Below are 17,178 nucleotides of genomic sequence, written 5' to 3'. Positions count from 1 at the left end.
TATGCAACAAGCAACCGATTTGAACAAGTCCAAGCCGAAGCTCGTGGCGATGCCGCCGAGCGCGCCGAACCCGATTCGAAAGAAGGAACGGATGAAGCAAAACTTGATCGGCTGGGCGTTCGTCGCCCCGACCGTTCTATTCGTCATCGCCTTCATCTATTACGGTATCTTCTATAATGCCTATCACTCGCTCTTCTCTTGGGACGGAATCTCGTTCGAGAAAGTGTATGTCGGATTTGAGAACTTCACACGGATGTTCCAAGATCCGGAATTTTATAACGCGCTCAAGAATACGGGCATCTTCACAATCTTGACTGTCACGATTCAGGCGGGTCTCGGGCTCGTATTGGCCTACTTGCTTCACACGAAAGGTGCAGGCAGGACGTTCTTCAAATCGGTTTTCTTCTTCCCTGTTGTCTTGAGTCCGGTCGTTCTCGGGGCGGCATTCACGCAAATTTTTGACTTCCAGTTCGGCTACATCAATGAATTCCTTCGCATGATCGGGCTCGGTGCCCTTGAGCAGAATTGGCTCGGCGACCAAGATGTCGCACTCTATGCCATTATCTTGATCAACATCTTCCAGTGGACGGGCTCGTCGATGATTATGTACTACATGGCGATGCTCGCGATTGAACGGGAAGTGTTCGAGGCGGCAAATATCGACGGGGCCGGCTTCTGGCGCACGCTATGGAGTGTCGTCTTCCCGAACTTGAAAGGGACGACGTTCACATTGACAATCCTCGGGGTCATCGGTGGTCTAAAGACGTTTGATATCGTTTGGATTTCGACGCAAGGTGGACCGGGTAACTCGACAGAGGTCATCTCGACGTACCTGTTCCGGAAATCGATGCTACATCAAGAGGTCGGTTATGCCAGTGCCGTCGCCATCATCTTGCTTGCGATCGCACTCGGTATCACGTACTTCCAGATGCGTGTACAGAAGAAAATGGACTAAGGGGGAGTAGCTATGGAACTGCAAACGAAAAAAGGAAGATGGTTCACCAATATCGGTCTGTCACTCATGGCAATCCTTTGGTTGTTCCCAATCTTCGTCATGTTCAAAGAAAGCTTACGTGTCAATGGCTTTGAAAACTATATCGCGACACTTCAAAACCCGAACTTCCCACAGTTCGTCCTGAACAGCTTCATCGTCGCCTTCTTTATGATTCTCATTTCAATCTCACTTCTCGCCTTTGCAGCGTTTGGCTTCTCTAAACTTCAGTTCGCAGGGAAGCGCCTGTTGTTCAATCTCGTCTTGGCAGGGTTAATGCTACCGGTCGCCTCGCTCATCGTACCGCTCTTCTTCACATTGCGAACGCTTGACGGGCTCAATAGCTACTGGGGATTGATTGGAGCTGAGATTGCTTTCTTCCTTCCGTTCGGACTCATGTTGATTAAAAGTTACTTTGACGAGCTACCGAACGAACTGATGGAAGCGGCGCATATCGACGGGGCGTCGACGTTCCAAATCTTCTATAAAGTCATGATGCCGCTCGCCAAACCAGCGCTTGCGACGGCGACGATCTATGCGTTCCTCAACTCGTGGAACGAGTACTTGATGGTCCTCACGTTCATGACGGACCCGGCCAAGCAGACGGTGACGATGGCACCGACCTTCTTCACGGAAGCGCTCGGCGGGGACCCTGGTAAACTGTACGCCTCGCTCGTCTTGATCAGCTTGCCGACGATGGTGTTTTATATCTTCTTCCAACGCTTCTTACAAAAAGGGATGACTTCGGGAGCGGTCAAATAATCGATTGAGGTGAACAGTATGTATTTAGGAGTAGATTACTATCCAGAACAGACGGACCGTGCGCTTTGGGACGAGGACGTTCGCTTGATGAAAGAGCTCGGGGTCAACGTCATCCGTATGGCCGAATTCGCATGGACGATGATGGAACCGGCAGATGGTGAGTTCGACTTCTCGTTTTGGGATGAGGTCGTCGACACGTTCGGCGAACACTTTGATATCGTCCTCGGCACGCCAACGGCGACACCGCCTGCCTGGCTCACCGAGAAATGTCCGGACATCCTTCCGGTGACGAAAGACGGTGTTCGCATCAGTTTCGGTGCCCGTCGTCATTATACGGTCAACAGCCCCGTCTATCGCGAGTACTGTGAACGCATCACCCGCAAGATGGCAGAACGGTACGGACGACATCCACGCGTGATTGGCTGGCAGACGGACAACGAGTATGGACATGAACAGTCGGACCGCTCGTACGGCGATGTCGATCAAGTAGCGTTCCAGAAATGGCTGAAAGAACGTTACGAGACACTCGATGCGCTCAACACGGCTTGGGGGACCGTCTTCTGGAGCCATACATATACGTCATGGACACAGATTCCGGTCCCTCGCACCGTGTTCCAAGAACATAACCCGTCGCTTCTCGTCGATTTTGACCGCTTCTGTTCAGACGCATACCGCTCGTTCAATAAGCTCCAAGTCGACACGCTCCGTCCGCTCATCCACGAGGACGCGTTCATCACGCATAACTTGGTGTATAGCGAGATGGCGATCAATCAGCAACAAATGGCCCAAGACCTCGACTACGTCTCGTTCGACAACTACCCGGTCTGGGGCGGGTTGCCGGAACCGAATCGTTTCGAGAAGACGGCGCACGACCATGACCTGTGCCGCTCGTCGAAACAAGGAAAAGGCTTCTGGGTGATGGAGCAACTGAGTGGGGCTCAAGGATGGAGCCGTATCGGCTACTTGCCACGACCAGGACATATCCGTCTCTGGACACATCAAGCCGTCGCCCGGGGAGCCGAGGCGATCGTCTACTTCCGATTCCGTGCCGCTGACTTCGGTACAGAAGAGTTCTGTCACGGCATCATTGACCATGACGGAAAGCCGAAACGGAAGTTCGAGGAAGTGAAGCACGTCATGTCGGAGCTTCACGCGCATGGCGATATGATCAATGCGGCTGCATACAAGTCGGACGTCGCCGTCTATTTCGACCAAGAAAACTTATGGGCATGGACGCACCAGCCGCACTCGGACGCGTTCAATTTCAAACAAGAGTTCGTCCGCTTCTATGGTGCAGCCGTCCGTCAAGGGGTCAATACGGATATCGTCTTCCCAGGAGATGCGCTCGATTCGTATAAACTCGTCATCGTCCCACTCTATTTCCTCGGGAATGATGTGTTCGACGAGACGCTCATCGACTATATCGAAAACGGTGGGAACGTCATCTTCACGTACCGCACTGGAGTGAAAGACCCGATCAACCGTTGCCACAATTTGACGCTCCCTGGTAAGTTCGCTGAATATGCCGGGATCGAGATTGACGAGTATGAGAGTTTACAAGCCGTCCAGTCGAATGAGGTCCGCCTCGGCGACCAAGTGTCTGAGGCGAACATTTGGTGCGACTTAATCACGCCAAAAGGTGCCGAAGTACTCGCGACTTACGGGCAGGCGTTCTATAAAGGAACAGCGGCCATCACGCGTCACACGTATAAAGGCGATGTGACGTATATTGGCTCATCGGTCGACGATGCGATGCTCGACACGGTCTATCACGAGGCGCTCACACGTGCCGGAATTGACGCGCACCGACTTCCGGACGATGTCGAGAAAGTCGATCGTCATGGGGACGGGCAGTTGATCCGCTTCTATTTGAACCATTCGACCGAGGTCACGTCATCCGTCGAACTTGACGGCACGTGGCAGACGCTCGAAGGGGAGACGGTGACGGGCGCACTCGAACTCGAACCGCTCGCAGTCGTCCTACTCAAACGGGAGGTGAAGGCATGATCGTTCGTCACGACAATCGGTTCGCCCTCATCGGGACGAATCTCACGTACGTGTTTGATGTCGATGCACGCGGTCGTCTCGTCCATCAATATCTCGGTGGACGCCTACATGAGTCGGACATCAAAGAACTACCGGATGCGCGCGTGTTGCACTCGTCGTTCGAGACACCGGAAGGGGTGTCGGCTTACGAGTTCACCTCGTTCGGCGACCTCGTCTATACGGAACCGACATTGAAGAGCCATACCGAGACGGAACGGTTGCATGCGTTTGTATTCAGTGATGCACGGATTGAAGGAGAGACACTCGAGATTGATTTGTTCGACTCGATTCAGTCCCTTCACGTGACGCTTCAGTTCACGCTTTATCCTGCGTACGACATCATCGCCCGCTGCATGACTGTTAAAGCAGGTGAGATGGTCACGCTCGAGAGCGCGCAATCGTTCAGTCTCGGACTGATCGAGCGCGACATGCGACTCCGTCATTTCAGCGGGGCGTGGACGAGCGAGTTCCAGCTTCAAGAAGGGCCGCTCCTCCCGGGTAAGAAGACGATCGAGAGCCGTCGCGGGTTGACGAGCCATCAAAACAATCCGTGGTTCGCACTCGACAGTAATGCGACGGAGACAGATGGGGAAGTTGTCTACGGATTCCTCGGACATTCCGGTAACTGGGCAATCCATTTTGAGAAAGACCAGTTTGGCTTTACGCAAGTGACGGGTGGAATCAACTCGTTCGACTTCGCGAGAACGCTTCAAGCGGAGGAATCGTTCACGACGCCACCCGGCTATATCGGCTATACGCAACGTGGATTCGGGGGCATGAGTCAGAATGCACACGACTTCGAGCGCGACGTCATCATGCCGGAAGCGACGCGTGACGTGTTGCGCCCGGTCCTCTATAACTCGTGGGAAGCGACCTATTTTGATGTCAGCGAGGACGGACAGAAACGTCTTGTCGACGAGGCGGCCGCTATCGGTTGTGAGTTGTTCGTCGTCGATGACGGCTGGTTCGGTGAGCGCCATTCGGACGCGGCTGGACTCGGGGATTGGCACGTCAACGAGACGAAGTTCCCGAACGGGCTCGACCCGCTCGTCCGCTACGTCGAGGAGAAAGGTCTCCAGTTCGGGCTATGGGTCGAACCGGAGATGGTTAATCCGGATTCAGACCTGTACAGGGCTCATCCGGAGTGGATTTACCATACGAACGAACGTCCGTCGACGACATCACGAAACCAGTTCGTCTTGAACCTCGCCCTGCCTGAGGTCGAGGCGCACGTGACGTCTTGGCTCGACGAGTTGCTCGGACGACACGACATCCGATACATCAAATGGGACATGAACCGTGCCTTCTCAGAACCGGACAGTCCTCATTTGACGGATGCGAAGGAATTATGGCTCCGTCACGCGGAAGCCGTGTATCGCATCCTCGACACATTACGAGAAAGACATCCGAATGTCGCGTTCGAGTCGTGCGCCGGTGGCGGTGGGCGGATCGACCTCGGAGTCCTCTCGCGCGTCGAACAGGTTTGGACGAGCGACAACACGGACGCACTCGACCGTCTCACCATCCAGGAAGGTTTCACATACGCTTATAACGCGAAGATGATGAGCTGTTGGGTGACAGACGCGCCGAACTGGTTGAATAATCGTTCGATGCCACTCGGATATCGGTTCGTCAGTGCCATGCAAGGGACGCTCGGCATCGGTGGCAACCTGCTCGAATGGACGAAAGAAGAATTGGCAGAAGCGAAAGAATGGATTGCGACGTATAAAACGATACGGCCGCTCGTACAGCACGGGACGAGCCATCGTCTCGCCTCGCTCAAACGGGACGGCTTCCACGCTGTCGGCTATACGGACGGAGAAGACTACGTCATCCTCGTCAACGCCGACCGACGCCAATACGGGAAGAACCGCTTACGTGTGAAGCTGCGCGGACTCGACCCTGAACGGACGTACGAACTAGAAGGGCGCCGCGTGAGCGGACGCTATTTGATGGAACAAGGCATAAACCTCACACAACAAACAGACTATGACGCGTATTGCCTGGTCATCCACCCGGCATGAGCGATGGAAGGGATGAAGCCGTATGCTTTCATTTGATATGGGACAGCTGAAACAACAATTCGAGGAGGTGTTTGCCGCATCAACGGACCGGGCGTTCTTCGCACCGGGTCGCATCAATTTGATCGGCGAGCACACCGACTATAACGGAGGGCATGTCTTCCCATGTGCGATCACGTTCGGGACGTATGGACTCGTGAAGAAGCGGGAGGACGATTTGATTCGTGTCTATTCACGCAACTTTGAGGACGTCGGCATTGTGTCGTTCCCTGTGACGGACGAAACGTATGAGGCGAGCCACGACTGGGCGAACTACGTGAAAGGTGTCGTCACGCTCCTTCGACAAGACGGGCACGACATTCACGGGTTTGACTTCCTCCTTGCGGGCAATATCCCGAACGGGGCAGGTCTCTCATCATCGGCCTCCCTCGAACTCGTGACGGCGTTCATGTTGAATGAAGTGTACGGTCTCGGTCTCGAACGGATTGACCTCGTCCGACTCGGACAGAAGGTCGAGAATACGTTCATCGGCGTCAACAGCGGCATCATGGACCAGTTCGCCATCGGGATGGGCAAAGCCGGACAGGCGATGCTCCTCGATTGTGAGACGCTTCATCATGATTACGCACCAATCTTACTCGACGGGTACGATATTGTCATCATGAACACGAACAAACGTCGGGAGCTCGCCGACTCGAAATATAACGAACGTCGACGCGAGTGCGATACGGCGCTCGGATTGATTCAGCCAAAAGTTGAAGTGGAATCACTCGGACAGCTATCCTTAAAGATTTTCGAACAAGTCGCGCTCGACTTGCCGGAGACGCTCCGTAGACGGGCGCGCCACGCCGTCTCGGAGAATGAACGGACGAAACTTGCATATACCGCTTTACAAGAAGGACGACTCGAGGCGTTCGGTCAGTTGATGAATGCGTCACATGCGTCGCTTCGAGATGATTATGAAGTGACGGGGCTTGAGCTCGATACGCTCGTCGCGGCCGCGCAAGCGTGTGGAGGTGTCATCGGTGCACGTATGACGGGAGCTGGATTTGGTGGCTGTGCCATCGCCATCGTCCGGCAAACAGATACGGGCGCGATGATCGAACAGACATCTGCGAAATATGAAGAGACAATCGGTTACGCACCGACGTGTTACGTCGCCTCGGTCGGGGATGGCGTTCGAGAACTTGTAGAGGAGGAAGTGAAATGAGTGTACTTGTCGTCGGCGGTGCCGGCTATATCGGATCGCATGCCGTCCGTGCCTTATTGAAAGACGGCGAGGACGTCGTCATCCTCGATAATCTTCAGACGGGACACGTCGAATCGATTCCACAAGATGTCCGTTTTTATGAAGGGGACTTACGTGACCGCACGTTCGTGAAAGAGGTGTTCGCGAAAGAAGCAATCACGGACGTTCTCCATTTCGCGGCGAATTCACTCGTCGGTGAATCGATGACGGACCCGCTCGCTTACTATGACAACAATGTCTTCGGGACACAGGTGCTCCTCGAGACGATGCGGGACGCCGGGGTGAAGCGGATCGTCTTCTCCTCGACGGCCGCGACATACGGCGACCAGACCCGCATGCCGATCGATGAGACGGCGCTGACGAACCCGACGAACACGTACGGGGCGACGAAACTCGCGATGGAATCGATGATTCGTTGGTGTGACCAGGCGCACGACATCCGTTCGGTCGCGCTCCGCTACTTCAACGTTGCCGGCGCGATTGCGACCGGTGAAATCGGAGAAGACCACGACCCAGAGACACACCTCATCCCGATCGTCCTTCAAGTGGCGAACGGGCAGCGCGACGCCATCACCGTCTTCGGTGATGACTATGCGACAGAAGACGGCACGTGTATCCGTGACTACATTCACGTCCAAGACCTCGTCGATGCGCATCTTCTGGCACTCCGTTATTTACGGGAAGGAGGCGCGAGCGACGTCTTCAACCTTGGGACGGAAAACGGGCTATCGGTGCTCGAAATTATTGAAGCGGCACGACGCGTGACGGGTCATAACATCCCGGTCCGACTTGGGGAACGCCGCTCCGGTGACCCGGCCAAGTTGATCGCCTCGTCCGATAAGGCGAGACGCATCCTCGGCTGGACACCGACCCGCTCAAATGTCGAGACAATTTTGACGGACGCGTGGAACTGGCATGCGACCCATCCGTTCGGTTATCAGGCGAAAGAGGTGAGACGATGATCGATGTGACAATCGAGGCACTCGTTGAGGCGGCGATTCGTGCAGAGTTGATTGACGAGCAGGACCGGATCTATTCGCGGAACCGTATCCTCGCCACGCTTCATAAACTAGATATGGATGTCCCGACTTCAGTGCCGTCGATGGCAATCCCGGACGCATTAGAGGAGTTGGTCGCGTATGCGATCGAACAAGAGCTGGTTGAACCAATCCTTGAAGAGAAAGACCGCTTCATGGCCGAAGTGATGAACGTCTTCGTTTCGAAACCTTCTGAGGTGACACGTCGCTTCAATGAACTTCGCGCGACGGACGTGACGTCTGCGACTGACTATTTCTATCGCATGAGCCAGGCGTCGAACTATATCCAGACACGTCGGATTGCGAACAACATCACGTATCAAGCACCGACTCGCTACGGAACGCTCGACATCACGATCAACTTGTCAAAACCGGAGAAAGATCCGCGTGAGATTGCGCGAGCACGCCTACAACCGACCCCGACGTCTAATTATCCGAAAGGGTTACTGGCGATCGAGAATGAAGGCTATGGCGGGCACTTGAAACATCCGGCGCGTGCGAACCACCGTATCATCCCGCTCACGCTCGGTGGACAGCCGTGGTTATTCCAATATTCACCGTACTTGTACTACAACGAGCACTCGATCTTGCTGTCGAACGAAGTACGGGACATGGTCATTGACCGGGGTGCATTCGAGCGTCTGCTCGACTTCATCACACAGTTCCCGCACTATTTCGCCGGATCGAACGCGGACTTGCCGATTGTCGGCGGTTCGATTTTGACGCACGACCATTACCAGGCCGGCCGCTACCGGTTTGCAATGGACGATGCGCGTGTCGTCTCGACGTATCACTCGGAGCGCTATGACCAAGTCGAGATTGAGACGCTCTACTGGCCGCTCTCGGTCGTCCGTCTCCGTTCCCGTCAAAAAGAACAACTCGTCATGTTGGCGAACCAGTTGCTCAGCTATTGGCGTGACTATGAGGACGAATCGAGTGAGGTCATCCCTTATACGGACGGCGTCCCGCATAATACGGTCACTCCGATTGCGAGACGACGGGATAATCAGTATGAACTTGACCTCGTTCTTCGAAACAATCGGGTGAGCGACGCACATCCAGACGGGATCTTCCACCCGCATGCTGATGTGCATCACATCAAGCGGGAGAATATCGGTTTGATCGAAGTGATGGGACTCGCTGTCTTACCGGCGCGCCTGAAGACGGAACTCGAGCAAGTCGTCCGCTATGTGGCTGGTGAGAATGTCGAAGTTGAAGCGATGCATCAGGAATGGGCCGATGCGTTACGGAAGAAGGCAGGCGACCCGAAAACGATTGTCGATCAGGCGGTCGTCGACAAATTTGTGAAAGGACTCGAAGACGCCGGTGTCTTTAAACAGACCGAAACGGGGCAGGAACGGTTTGATGTGTTCGTCCGTTCGCTCCTGGGTCATGTCGATAAAGTGGAGTACGGAACACCAAGGTCGGGAATGAGAGAGAAAACGAACTAAAGGTGGTTGTACGAGTGAAACAAGCGACGATTCAAAACACCAACGGCATGCGACTATCCGCCATCGACTATGGTTGTGCGATGACGGAACTGACGGCCCCGGACCGGAACGGCAAGCTCGACTCGGTCATCTTAAAATATGGGGACGTCTCTCAGTACTTAGAAAACCCTGTCTATCTCGGATCAGTCGTCGGACGGATCGCCGGACGAATTCGCAACGCAGAGATTGATGGTGTCGCCTTGACCCCAAGCGAGGCGCCCCATCATATCCACGGAGGCGACAAAGGCATCACAGCCCGTCACTGGGAGATAGATGCCGACGAACAGTGCATCCAGTTCACGTATCTCAGTCCAGACGGGGAAGAAGGATATCCTGGAAACGTCTTCTTCAAAGTGTTATATGAACTGACAGATGACAATGAACTCATCATCACGATGACGGCGGAGACGGACCAACTGACGTGGGTCAACTTGAACCATCACAACTATTTCAATCTCGGGGGACGCCCGACCATCCATGACCATGAGCTGACGCTACCAGCGGATTCGGTCGGGGTGCTCGATGCAGATTCACTACCGACAGGAGAGTTGCATGATGTGAGCGGGACACCGTTTGATTTCCGAGAGGGTAAAGCGGTCCGAGAGGCGCTCGAGTCAGGAGACGAAGCGATTACAAAAGCCGGTGGACTCGATCATCCGTTCATTTTGAAGGACGGGGAGACGAGGCTACATGACCCGGTGAGCGGGCGGACGATGACGGTCGAGACGAATCAACCCGTCATGGTCGTCTATACGGGCAACTTCCTCAGTGAAGAGACACCGGTGACGCTCAATGGTCGACAAAAACATAGCGCGATTTGTCTCGAGGCACAGGCGTACCCGGACGCTCCGAATCATCCGAACATCGCGACCTCGATCGAACTGAAACCAGGTGAGTTGTATCACTCGCGGACGGTGTATCGGTTTGGGGTGGAATAAATGTACACAAAAGCAGGAATCCGAATGAAATCGGATTCCTGCTTTTTCATCAAGATCAAGTGGTTTGAACAGGAGACGAGACATCGGCCCCATTCGTCGCAATGACTTGCTTATACCAATCAAAGCTCTTCTTCTTCGTGCGGGCGAGCGTCCCGTTCCCATCGTTATCTTTGTCGACATAGATGAAGCCATAGCGCTTTTTCATCTCACCGGTCGATGCACTCACGAGGTCGATCGGACCCCAGCTCGTGTAGCCGATGATGTCGACACCGTCCTTGATGGCCTCGTGCATCTGTTCGATATGCTTTGCCATATAGTCGATGCGATAATCGTCCTCGACATAGCCGTTCGCATCAGGTGTATCAACGGCACCGAGTCCATTCTCGACAACGAACAATGGTTTTTGGTAGCGGTCGTACAATTGGTTCGCTGTGATTCGGAAACCGGTTGGGTCGATTGTCCAGCCCCATTCCGACTTCTCGAGGAACGGGTTTTCAAGCGAGCTGAAAATGTTACCTTCAGTCGATGCGTTCATCTCTGGGTCTGTGCTCGTCGTCCGGCTCGCGTAATAGCTGAAGCCGATGTAGTCGACCGTGTGCTCTTTCAACAGTTCGAGGTCACCGTCTTCCATTTGAAGAGTGATCCCGTGTTCTTCGAGATAACGTTTCGCATATCCCGGATATTCCCCGCGCGATTGAACGTCGATGAAGAAAAACGATTCACGGTCCTTATCCATCGCATCTAACACATCATTCGGGTTACACGAATACGCATACGTTTGACCGGCAGCCAGCATACAGCCGACCTGTAGATTCGGATTGATGGCATGAGCTGCCTTGACGGCTTTTGCACTTGCGACGAGCTGATGATGGGCCGCTTGGTATTTCACTTGTTGCTTATCTTCTCCAGTCTCGAATACGATTCCCGCACCGATAAATGGTAAGTGTAGCAACATATTGATTTCATTGAACGTCATCCAATATTTTACCTTACCGTTGTATCGAGTGAAGAGAGTCGTCGCGTATGTTTCGAAGAAATCGACGACACGGCGATTGCGCCAACTTCCATAGTTTTTGATGAGACTGACGGGTACATCGAAGTGAGCAATCGTCACGACAGGTTCAATCCCGTGCTTCAATAATTCATCGAAGACATCATCGTAGAACTGCAATCCTTCCTCGTTCGGTTCTGCATCATCTCCGTTCGGGAAAATCCGTGACCACGCGATGGAGAGACGAAGGGCCTTGAATCCCATCTCGGCGAATAACGCGATATCTTCTTTATAACGATGATAAAAATCAATCGCTTCGTGCGAAGGATAGAACTCACCGGGCACCGGCTCTAAAGAGGGTAGCTCTCCGAACATGACGTCAAAGCGTTTCTTGCCCGTCGGTAACAAATCGACGGTCGTCAGTCCTTTACCGCCTTCTACATAAGCACCTTCCGCTTGGTTTGCGGCAATCGCGCCGCCCCATAAAAATCCTTTTGGAAAACTCATCAAATCCATCCTTTCTATAATAGGGGAGGAAGCTTCCTCCCATTTGATTGATTAAATGATGAAAATCGGATCGCCCGTCTGGACATGTGATGCATGATTCGGTGAAAGAGCTTTTCGGTTCGTGACAATCACTGGTGTTGTCAATGCACGACCAGATTGTTCGATTGCCTCGATATCGAATTCAATCAACAATTGCCCTTTTTCGACAAATTCACCTTGTGTGACGTGTGCTTTGAAATGCTTGCCTTCTAATTGAACGGTATCCATACCGATGTGGATGAGGATTTCAGCCCCTGACTCCGTCGTGATGCCGATGGCGTGATGGGTCGGGAAGAGAGCGGACACCGTACCGGAAACCGGGGCGATGAGTTCCCCTTCCGTCGGTTCGATGGCAACCCCTTGACCGAGTGAACCAGATGAGAAGGCGACATCCGAGATATCTTTCAAACGAACGACGGTTCCTTTGAGCGGGCTAACGACTTGTTCCTGACCGACAGTTGTCGCAGATACTTCTTTGGCGACCGGTGTGACATCAGGTTGTGGTGTGGAAGCGACTGCTTTATTGACGCCGCCGAAGAGGTAAGTCAAGACAAATCCGACGACGAAGGCGACAGCTGTCCCAATCAATGACCCATAGAAACCGGTTGTGATGCCTTCCGGTGAGATGTTTGATGGGTAACCGAAGACCCCGAGACCCCCGATGATATACACTTGTGTCCCCATGATTCCCATGATTCCACCACCGACCGCACCACCGATACAGCTCATGATGAATGGTTTCTTGAGGGGGAGCGTCACCCCATAGATAGCGGGTTCCGTGACACCGAAGATACCTGAGATAAAGGCCGGGATACTGAGTGTTTTGATTTTCTGATTTTTAATTTTCAAGAAAACGGCGAGTACGGCACCGATCTGAGCGAACGATGCTGCAAAGACGAGTGCGAGTACTGGGTCAGCTCCTAGTGACGTCAAGTTGTTGATGGCAACCGGAACGAGGCCCCAATGAAGACCGAAGATGACAAACACTTGCCAAAACCCACCGAGGAATAAGCCGGCGACGAGTGGACTCAAGTTATATACGGCGACCGTTGCGCTACCGAGTAGCATTCCTGCCCAAGTCGCGATTGGTCCAATCAGGATGAATGTGAGTGGTACGACAATGAGCAATGTAAGAAGTGGGACGATGAACATTTTGACAACGTCCGGAATGACGGTTTTTAAGAAGTTTTCAAGTTTCGCTGCAAAGAAAGCGGCGATGATAATCGGAATAACGGAAGTCGAGTACGTCATCAAGATGACGGGGACGCCGAGGAACGTGATATGAATCGGCGACTCGAACATGGTTCCAGCGAAGACCGTATAGAGAGGGTCTCCAGCCGTGAGCGTCGATAAGGTCGGGTAGACGAGTGACGCTCCAATGGCCATTCCGATAAACGGACTTCCGCCGAACTTCTTAATGGCCGTATAGCCAAGGAAAATCGGGAAGAAATAAAACAGCGAATCTCCGATGGCATTTAACAATTGATACGTACCGGATGTATTATCGAGCCAACCGAGTGCGACGAACAGGGCATTGAACCCTTTGATCATCCCGGTCGCTGCTAATACACCGAGCACAGGAGTGAAGATGCTAGAGATGATATCGATGAAACGGCTGAACAACGATCCCTTTGGAGCGTTTTCGTCTTCAATCGGTGATTGTTGTTGGAATCTACCGACTTCGACGACTGCCTTATAGACTTCCGGTACATGATTGCCGATGACCACTTGATATTGGCCACCACTCTTCATGACGGTGACGACCCCGTCCATGTTTTTGATTGTTTCAGTATCTGCTTTTTGTTCATCTTTTAATTTGAAACGCAAACGGGTGATACAGTGGACGACGCTATTGACGTTCTCTTTCCCGCCAACATGTTGAATAATATCGCGTGCGAGCTGTTCATATTTCATGTCCGTTCCCTTCCTTTTCCATAATTTTGGTTTGCGTCAAATAAAAAACCTGACCCGGGTCAAATGAAGAACGTGAAATCACGTCATTCATCCGACTCGAGCCAGGTTATGCCCACTAAAGGTAACATTCCTGCGCAGGATACCGTTCAGTTGTTATTTGATACTTGAAATGTAGCATGGGTGAAATTGAAATGTCAACGCTTACATTTTTTTATTTTTAAAGAATTATCAACAAAGTTGTGACATGTGATAAAAAAGGATTACGAGACAATAAATCCATTATTATACATATTTAATAATCTGGTGGGCTATAATGACAATTGAAGTGAATAAAATTACGAGGGTGAATCTATGAATCCTACAATCATTGGAACGGTCTTATTATTGATTTGTTTACCTTTGAGTTGTCTGTTAGGAGTGCGCGCCTTTCAATTGTTTAGAATTCATACGCGATTACATGCTGGCTTGTTCTCTGCCCGTCATGCGTTGCGCAGTGCAAAACATCATCCCGGTCGTCAGTTCGATATACTAGACCCCATTTATCGCGGTGTCGTCTTTCAGCTCAATGGACGAAATTTGATGAAACGCCATCAACTTGAACAAGCCGTCAACGATGAGCTGAATCGTATACTGAAATACGGCTGGCTGTCATCGTTTGCTCTATTTGGAAGATGGGCATTGACCGTGATTTTTCTCGTGATTGCCGGTGTGGGTGGAAACATCATCACGCAAGAAGCGAAATCGTTTGATATGGCGAACTGGTTTGATCCGCAGCAAGTCAAAAGTGAGACGACGGTACTTGGGAAGACATTCAAGCTACCGTATGAAATTGATTCACCGGAGACGCTTGGTACGGCTATCGCTTATCACATGACACGATTTGATGAAACATTCTCGCTTCCCTATACAGGGGACACAGGAGATATGCAACAGATGCTGGATGCCGCATGGGACTGGATCGAGCGACATCATATTTACGTGTATCGCTTGTCGCGTGGAGGAGAAACAAAATGGGTTGAACAAAACGGTACTGTAACTCTGGAGATGACACTCAACTATGATATGACCGCTTCTGAAGCGTCGAAAGTACAAGAACGTGTCGCCAATGTGATCCGTGATATGCCACAAAATCTGGACGAGGTCGGGAAGGTTAAATACGTCAATGATTATGTTGTCTCGCATACCGCCTACAATCTAGATAGTGAGGCGAGCCCATATACGCCGTACTCCATCTTGTTCAACGGGGAGGGAGTGTGTGAAGGCTACGCACTGACGACGCTCTTATTGTTAGATGCGGCGGGTATCGAAGCGCGTTACATTTCTGGGGAAGTGCCAAGCGGTCTTCATGCATGGAACCTGGTTCGCGTGAATAACGAATGGTACCATCTCGATACGACGTGGAACGACCCGGTCCCGAATCAACCGGGGAACGGACGGGACGACTATTTTCTCGTTTCTGATGCGACGCTCCGAGCAGATCATACGTGGGAACCTGGTCATCATCCGGTGACGGCGGTCCATGATTTAAAGCGATGAAATGAATCATTCAATCAAATCAAAGTACCAGCAAAGTGAGGGTTTCGTCCCTCACTTTTTTGTTTTGTCTTCATGACTGCAATGAAAAAGAAGAATGCGGAACGGCATCATGACATGATGTTGCGAAAAAATGATAAATCCTTCTTTTCGATTGTCAAGATGAAGGGGGTAAGAAGGTACTACAGTTAACCTGCGCCTGTTCACTCTGTCTATAGGGAGGAAATCAACATGAAGGAACAAACGACGATCGTGGGCGATCTCGTGGAAGTGCTCAAAAAGAGTAGATGGTTGCTGTTCGTGAGTATGGTACTCAGCGGACTCCTCGCATACTATTTGAGCACTTCATTCATTCAGCCTAAATATGAGGCGTCCACACAAGTTCTACTCGTTACGCAACAAAATGACAACCGCGTAGACAGCTCGGAAGTATTATCGTCACTTTCACTCGTCAATACGTATCGCGTCATCATGAGAAGTCCGGCTGTTCTCGAGAAAGTCAAAGAACAGGTACCGAACGCGCCAGACCCCCTCTCGGATGCACTCACGGTAGAAAGTGAAGAAGAGTCACAAGTCATCAACGTGTTCGTTACCGCAAACGATCCGGTCGTGGCAGCGGAAACAGCGAATGTGATCAGTGAAGTGTTCGTCTCTGAAATTCCGGATTTGATGAACATCGACAACGTTCGCGTCTTATCACCTGCCGAAGTGCCAGAAGCTCCGGTTTCACCGAATGTCGTTCTCAATACTGCACTCGGTCTATTCGCTGGTTTTTTGATTGGTGGATTTATTGGCTTGTTGCGACACGTCTTCGATAAACGGATTCGAAATGAACAAGAGGCAGAGCGGTTGCTTGACTTGCCAGTCATCGGATCGATCCCGACGATTGAACGACGCGACTTAAAACATAAAAATGTGAAAGAACCGACACCCCAAGTGAAAGGAGACGTTTCGCATGTTCGGTCGAAAAAAGAACGCCAATCGTCTTGATTATAAAAAGCGTGACCTCGTCACCTTGTCGAATCCAAAATCTCCAATCTCCGAGCAGTATCGCACGATTCGAACCAATTTAGAGTTCACGTCCGTCGGGCATAAGCTCCAGATGATCACCATCACGTCTGCTTCATCTGGGGAAGGGAAGTCGACGACCGCCGCCAATTTAGGAGTCGTCTATGCACAGCTTGGTAAAAACGTCGTCCTCATTGATTGCGACATGCGTAAGCCGACTGCACATCAAACGTTCCAGTTGTCGGCGCATGCGGGTCTATCGACTGTATTGGCAGGGCGCGTCTCGCTCGATCATGCACTGCAAAAAACCGACATTCCACGACTCACGCTGTTGGCAGCTGGTCCGATTCCACCGAATCCGACGGAATTGATCGCATCGTCGCGTATGGCCGACGTCCTCAGTGACTTACGCAATCAATTTGATATTGTGATTGTCGATACACCGCCGATGATGCATGTCGCGGATGCCCGTCTTTTGGCAAATGTATCTGACGGAACGATTCTCGTCATCGGATGTGAGAACTCCGATCGTCAACTCGTCCTGAAGGCGAAAGAACAGTTGGAACGGACAGGGTCTCAACTCCTCGGTCTCGTTCTCAATAAGCGTTCTTCTCGCGACACGCATACGTACTATGCGTACGAGTAGGGTGTC

At 52.1% G+C, this 17,178-nt stretch carries 13 protein-coding genes; 11 read left to right on the top strand and 2 right to left on the bottom strand.

Annotation, left to right across the window (positions count from 1 at the left end; genetic code table 11):
• The first annotated feature begins 1 nt into the window (after window position 1).
• The 8 genes from KNO66_RS08440 to KNO66_RS08405 are packed head-to-tail and all read left to right on the top strand — an operon-like array spanning window position 2 to window position 10,534.
• Window positions 2–955, top strand: a complete 954-nt coding sequence (locus KNO66_RS08440) for a carbohydrate ABC transporter permease (RefSeq protein ID WP_214742000.1) — start codon at window positions 2–4, stop codon at window positions 953–955.
• A 12-nt stretch (window positions 956–967) separates the two neighbouring features.
• Window positions 968–1,753: a carbohydrate ABC transporter permease gene (locus tag KNO66_RS08435; protein WP_214741999.1), complete on the top strand. Its 786-nt coding sequence runs from the start codon at window positions 968–970 to the stop codon at window positions 1,751–1,753.
• Between the two features lie 18 nt (window positions 1,754–1,771).
• Window positions 1,772–3,760, top strand: a complete 1,989-nt coding sequence (locus KNO66_RS08430) for a beta-galactosidase (protein ID WP_214742409.1) — start codon at window positions 1,772–1,774, stop codon at window positions 3,758–3,760.
• Window positions 3,757–5,823: an alpha-galactosidase gene (locus tag KNO66_RS08425; RefSeq protein WP_214741998.1), complete on the top strand. Its 2,067-nt coding sequence runs from the start codon at window positions 3,757–3,759 to the stop codon at window positions 5,821–5,823. Before KNO66_RS08430 ends, KNO66_RS08425 begins: the two co-directional genes overlap by 4 nt.
• A 22-nt stretch (window positions 5,824–5,845) precedes the next feature.
• The gene (locus tag KNO66_RS08420) at window positions 5,846–7,030 is read left to right on the top strand and encodes a galactokinase (protein WP_214741997.1); all 1,185 of its coding nucleotides are present in this window, start codon (window positions 5,846–5,848) and stop codon (window positions 7,028–7,030) included.
• Window positions 7,027–8,031 (top strand): UDP-glucose 4-epimerase GalE, encoded by a 1,005-nt coding sequence (gene galE / locus KNO66_RS08415; protein ID WP_214741996.1) that lies wholly within the window; start codon window positions 7,027–7,029, stop codon window positions 8,029–8,031. Before KNO66_RS08420 ends, galE begins: the two co-directional genes overlap by 4 nt.
• Window positions 8,028–9,557, top strand: coding sequence for a UDP-glucose--hexose-1-phosphate uridylyltransferase (locus KNO66_RS08410; protein ID WP_214741995.1), 1,530 nt, complete (start codon window positions 8,028–8,030; stop codon window positions 9,555–9,557). The genes galE and KNO66_RS08410 overlap by 4 nt, the downstream gene beginning before the upstream one ends.
• Before the next feature lie 14 nt (window positions 9,558–9,571).
• Window positions 9,572–10,534 carry an aldose epimerase family protein gene (locus tag KNO66_RS08405; RefSeq protein ID WP_214741994.1) on the top strand — a complete coding sequence of 321 codons (963 nt, stop codon included), beginning with the start codon at window positions 9,572–9,574 and terminating at the stop codon, window positions 10,532–10,534.
• Window positions 10,535–10,589: 55 nt separating this feature from the next.
• Here KNO66_RS08405 and KNO66_RS08400 read toward each other — a convergent pair whose 3' ends face one another.
• Both KNO66_RS08400 and KNO66_RS08395 read right to left on the bottom strand, forming a co-directional pair.
• Window positions 10,590–12,041, bottom strand: a complete 1,452-nt coding sequence (locus tag KNO66_RS08400) for a 6-phospho-beta-glucosidase (RefSeq protein WP_214741993.1) — start codon at window positions 12,039–12,041, stop codon at window positions 10,590–10,592.
• Window positions 12,042–12,083: 42 nt separating this feature from the next.
• Complete coding sequence (locus tag KNO66_RS08395) at window positions 12,084–13,985, bottom strand: beta-glucoside-specific PTS transporter subunit IIABC (RefSeq protein WP_214741992.1); 1,902 nt, start codon at window positions 13,983–13,985, stop codon at window positions 12,084–12,086.
• Window positions 13,986–14,336: 351 nt separating this feature from the next.
• On the opposite strand from KNO66_RS08395, the gene KNO66_RS08390 reads away from it, so the two are divergent.
• The 3 genes from KNO66_RS08390 to KNO66_RS08380 all read left to right on the top strand — a co-directional run bounded on the left by KNO66_RS08390 (window position 14,337) and on the right by KNO66_RS08380 (window position 17,172).
• Entirely contained in the window at window positions 14,337–15,521 is a 1,185-nt protein-coding gene (locus KNO66_RS08390) for a transglutaminase domain-containing protein (RefSeq protein ID WP_214741991.1), read from the top strand.
• Between the two features lie 228 nt (window positions 15,522–15,749).
• Window positions 15,750–16,508 carry a YveK family protein gene (locus KNO66_RS08385; RefSeq protein ID WP_214741990.1) on the top strand — a complete coding sequence of 253 codons (759 nt, stop codon included), beginning with the start codon at window positions 15,750–15,752 and terminating at the stop codon, window positions 16,506–16,508.
• Window positions 16,474–17,172 (top strand): CpsD/CapB family tyrosine-protein kinase, encoded by a 699-nt coding sequence (locus KNO66_RS08380; RefSeq protein WP_214741989.1) that lies wholly within the window; start codon window positions 16,474–16,476, stop codon window positions 17,170–17,172. Before KNO66_RS08385 ends, KNO66_RS08380 begins: the two co-directional genes overlap by 35 nt.
• Window positions 17,173–17,178: the final 6 nt, after the last annotated feature.

Origin of the sequence: Exiguobacterium sp. s48, from assembly GCF_018617395.1 — a bacterium.
Classification (GTDB): domain Bacteria; phylum Bacillota; class Bacilli; order Exiguobacteriales; family Exiguobacteriaceae; genus Exiguobacterium.
The sequence above is the reverse complement of the archived record's forward strand: the minus strand, read 5'-3'. Positions and strand labels throughout refer to the sequence as shown.

What these genes read in the sequence shown, in the direction of transcription:
- KNO66_RS08440 (WP_214742000.1), top strand. Translation starts at nt 2, where the DNA reads ATGCAACAAGCAACCGATTTGAACAAGTCCAAGCCGAAGCTCGTGGCG.
- KNO66_RS08380 (WP_214741989.1), top strand. Translation starts at nt 16,474, where the DNA reads ATGTTCGGTCGAAAAAAGAACGCCAATCGTCTTGATTATAAAAAGCGT.
- galE (WP_214741996.1), top strand. Translation starts at nt 7,027, where the DNA reads ATGAGTGTACTTGTCGTCGGCGGTGCCGGCTATATCGGATCGCATGCC.
- KNO66_RS08395 (WP_214741992.1), bottom strand. Translation starts at nt 13,985, where the DNA reads ATGAAATATGAACAGCTCGCACGCGATATTATTCAACATGTTGGCGGG.
- KNO66_RS08400 (WP_214741993.1), bottom strand. Translation starts at nt 12,041, where the DNA reads ATGGATTTGATGAGTTTTCCAAAAGGATTTTTATGGGGCGGCGCGATT.
- KNO66_RS08410 (WP_214741995.1), top strand. Translation starts at nt 8,028, where the DNA reads ATGATCGATGTGACAATCGAGGCACTCGTTGAGGCGGCGATTCGTGCA.
- KNO66_RS08435 (WP_214741999.1), top strand. Translation starts at nt 968, where the DNA reads ATGGAACTGCAAACGAAAAAAGGAAGATGGTTCACCAATATCGGTCTG.
- KNO66_RS08430 (WP_214742409.1), top strand. Translation starts at nt 1,772, where the DNA reads ATGTATTTAGGAGTAGATTACTATCCAGAACAGACGGACCGTGCGCTT.
- KNO66_RS08390 (WP_214741991.1), top strand. Translation starts at nt 14,337, where the DNA reads ATGAATCCTACAATCATTGGAACGGTCTTATTATTGATTTGTTTACCT.
- KNO66_RS08425 (WP_214741998.1), top strand. Translation starts at nt 3,757, where the DNA reads ATGATCGTTCGTCACGACAATCGGTTCGCCCTCATCGGGACGAATCTC.
- KNO66_RS08385 (WP_214741990.1), top strand. Translation starts at nt 15,750, where the DNA reads ATGAAGGAACAAACGACGATCGTGGGCGATCTCGTGGAAGTGCTCAAA.
- KNO66_RS08420 (WP_214741997.1), top strand. Translation starts at nt 5,846, where the DNA reads ATGCTTTCATTTGATATGGGACAGCTGAAACAACAATTCGAGGAGGTG.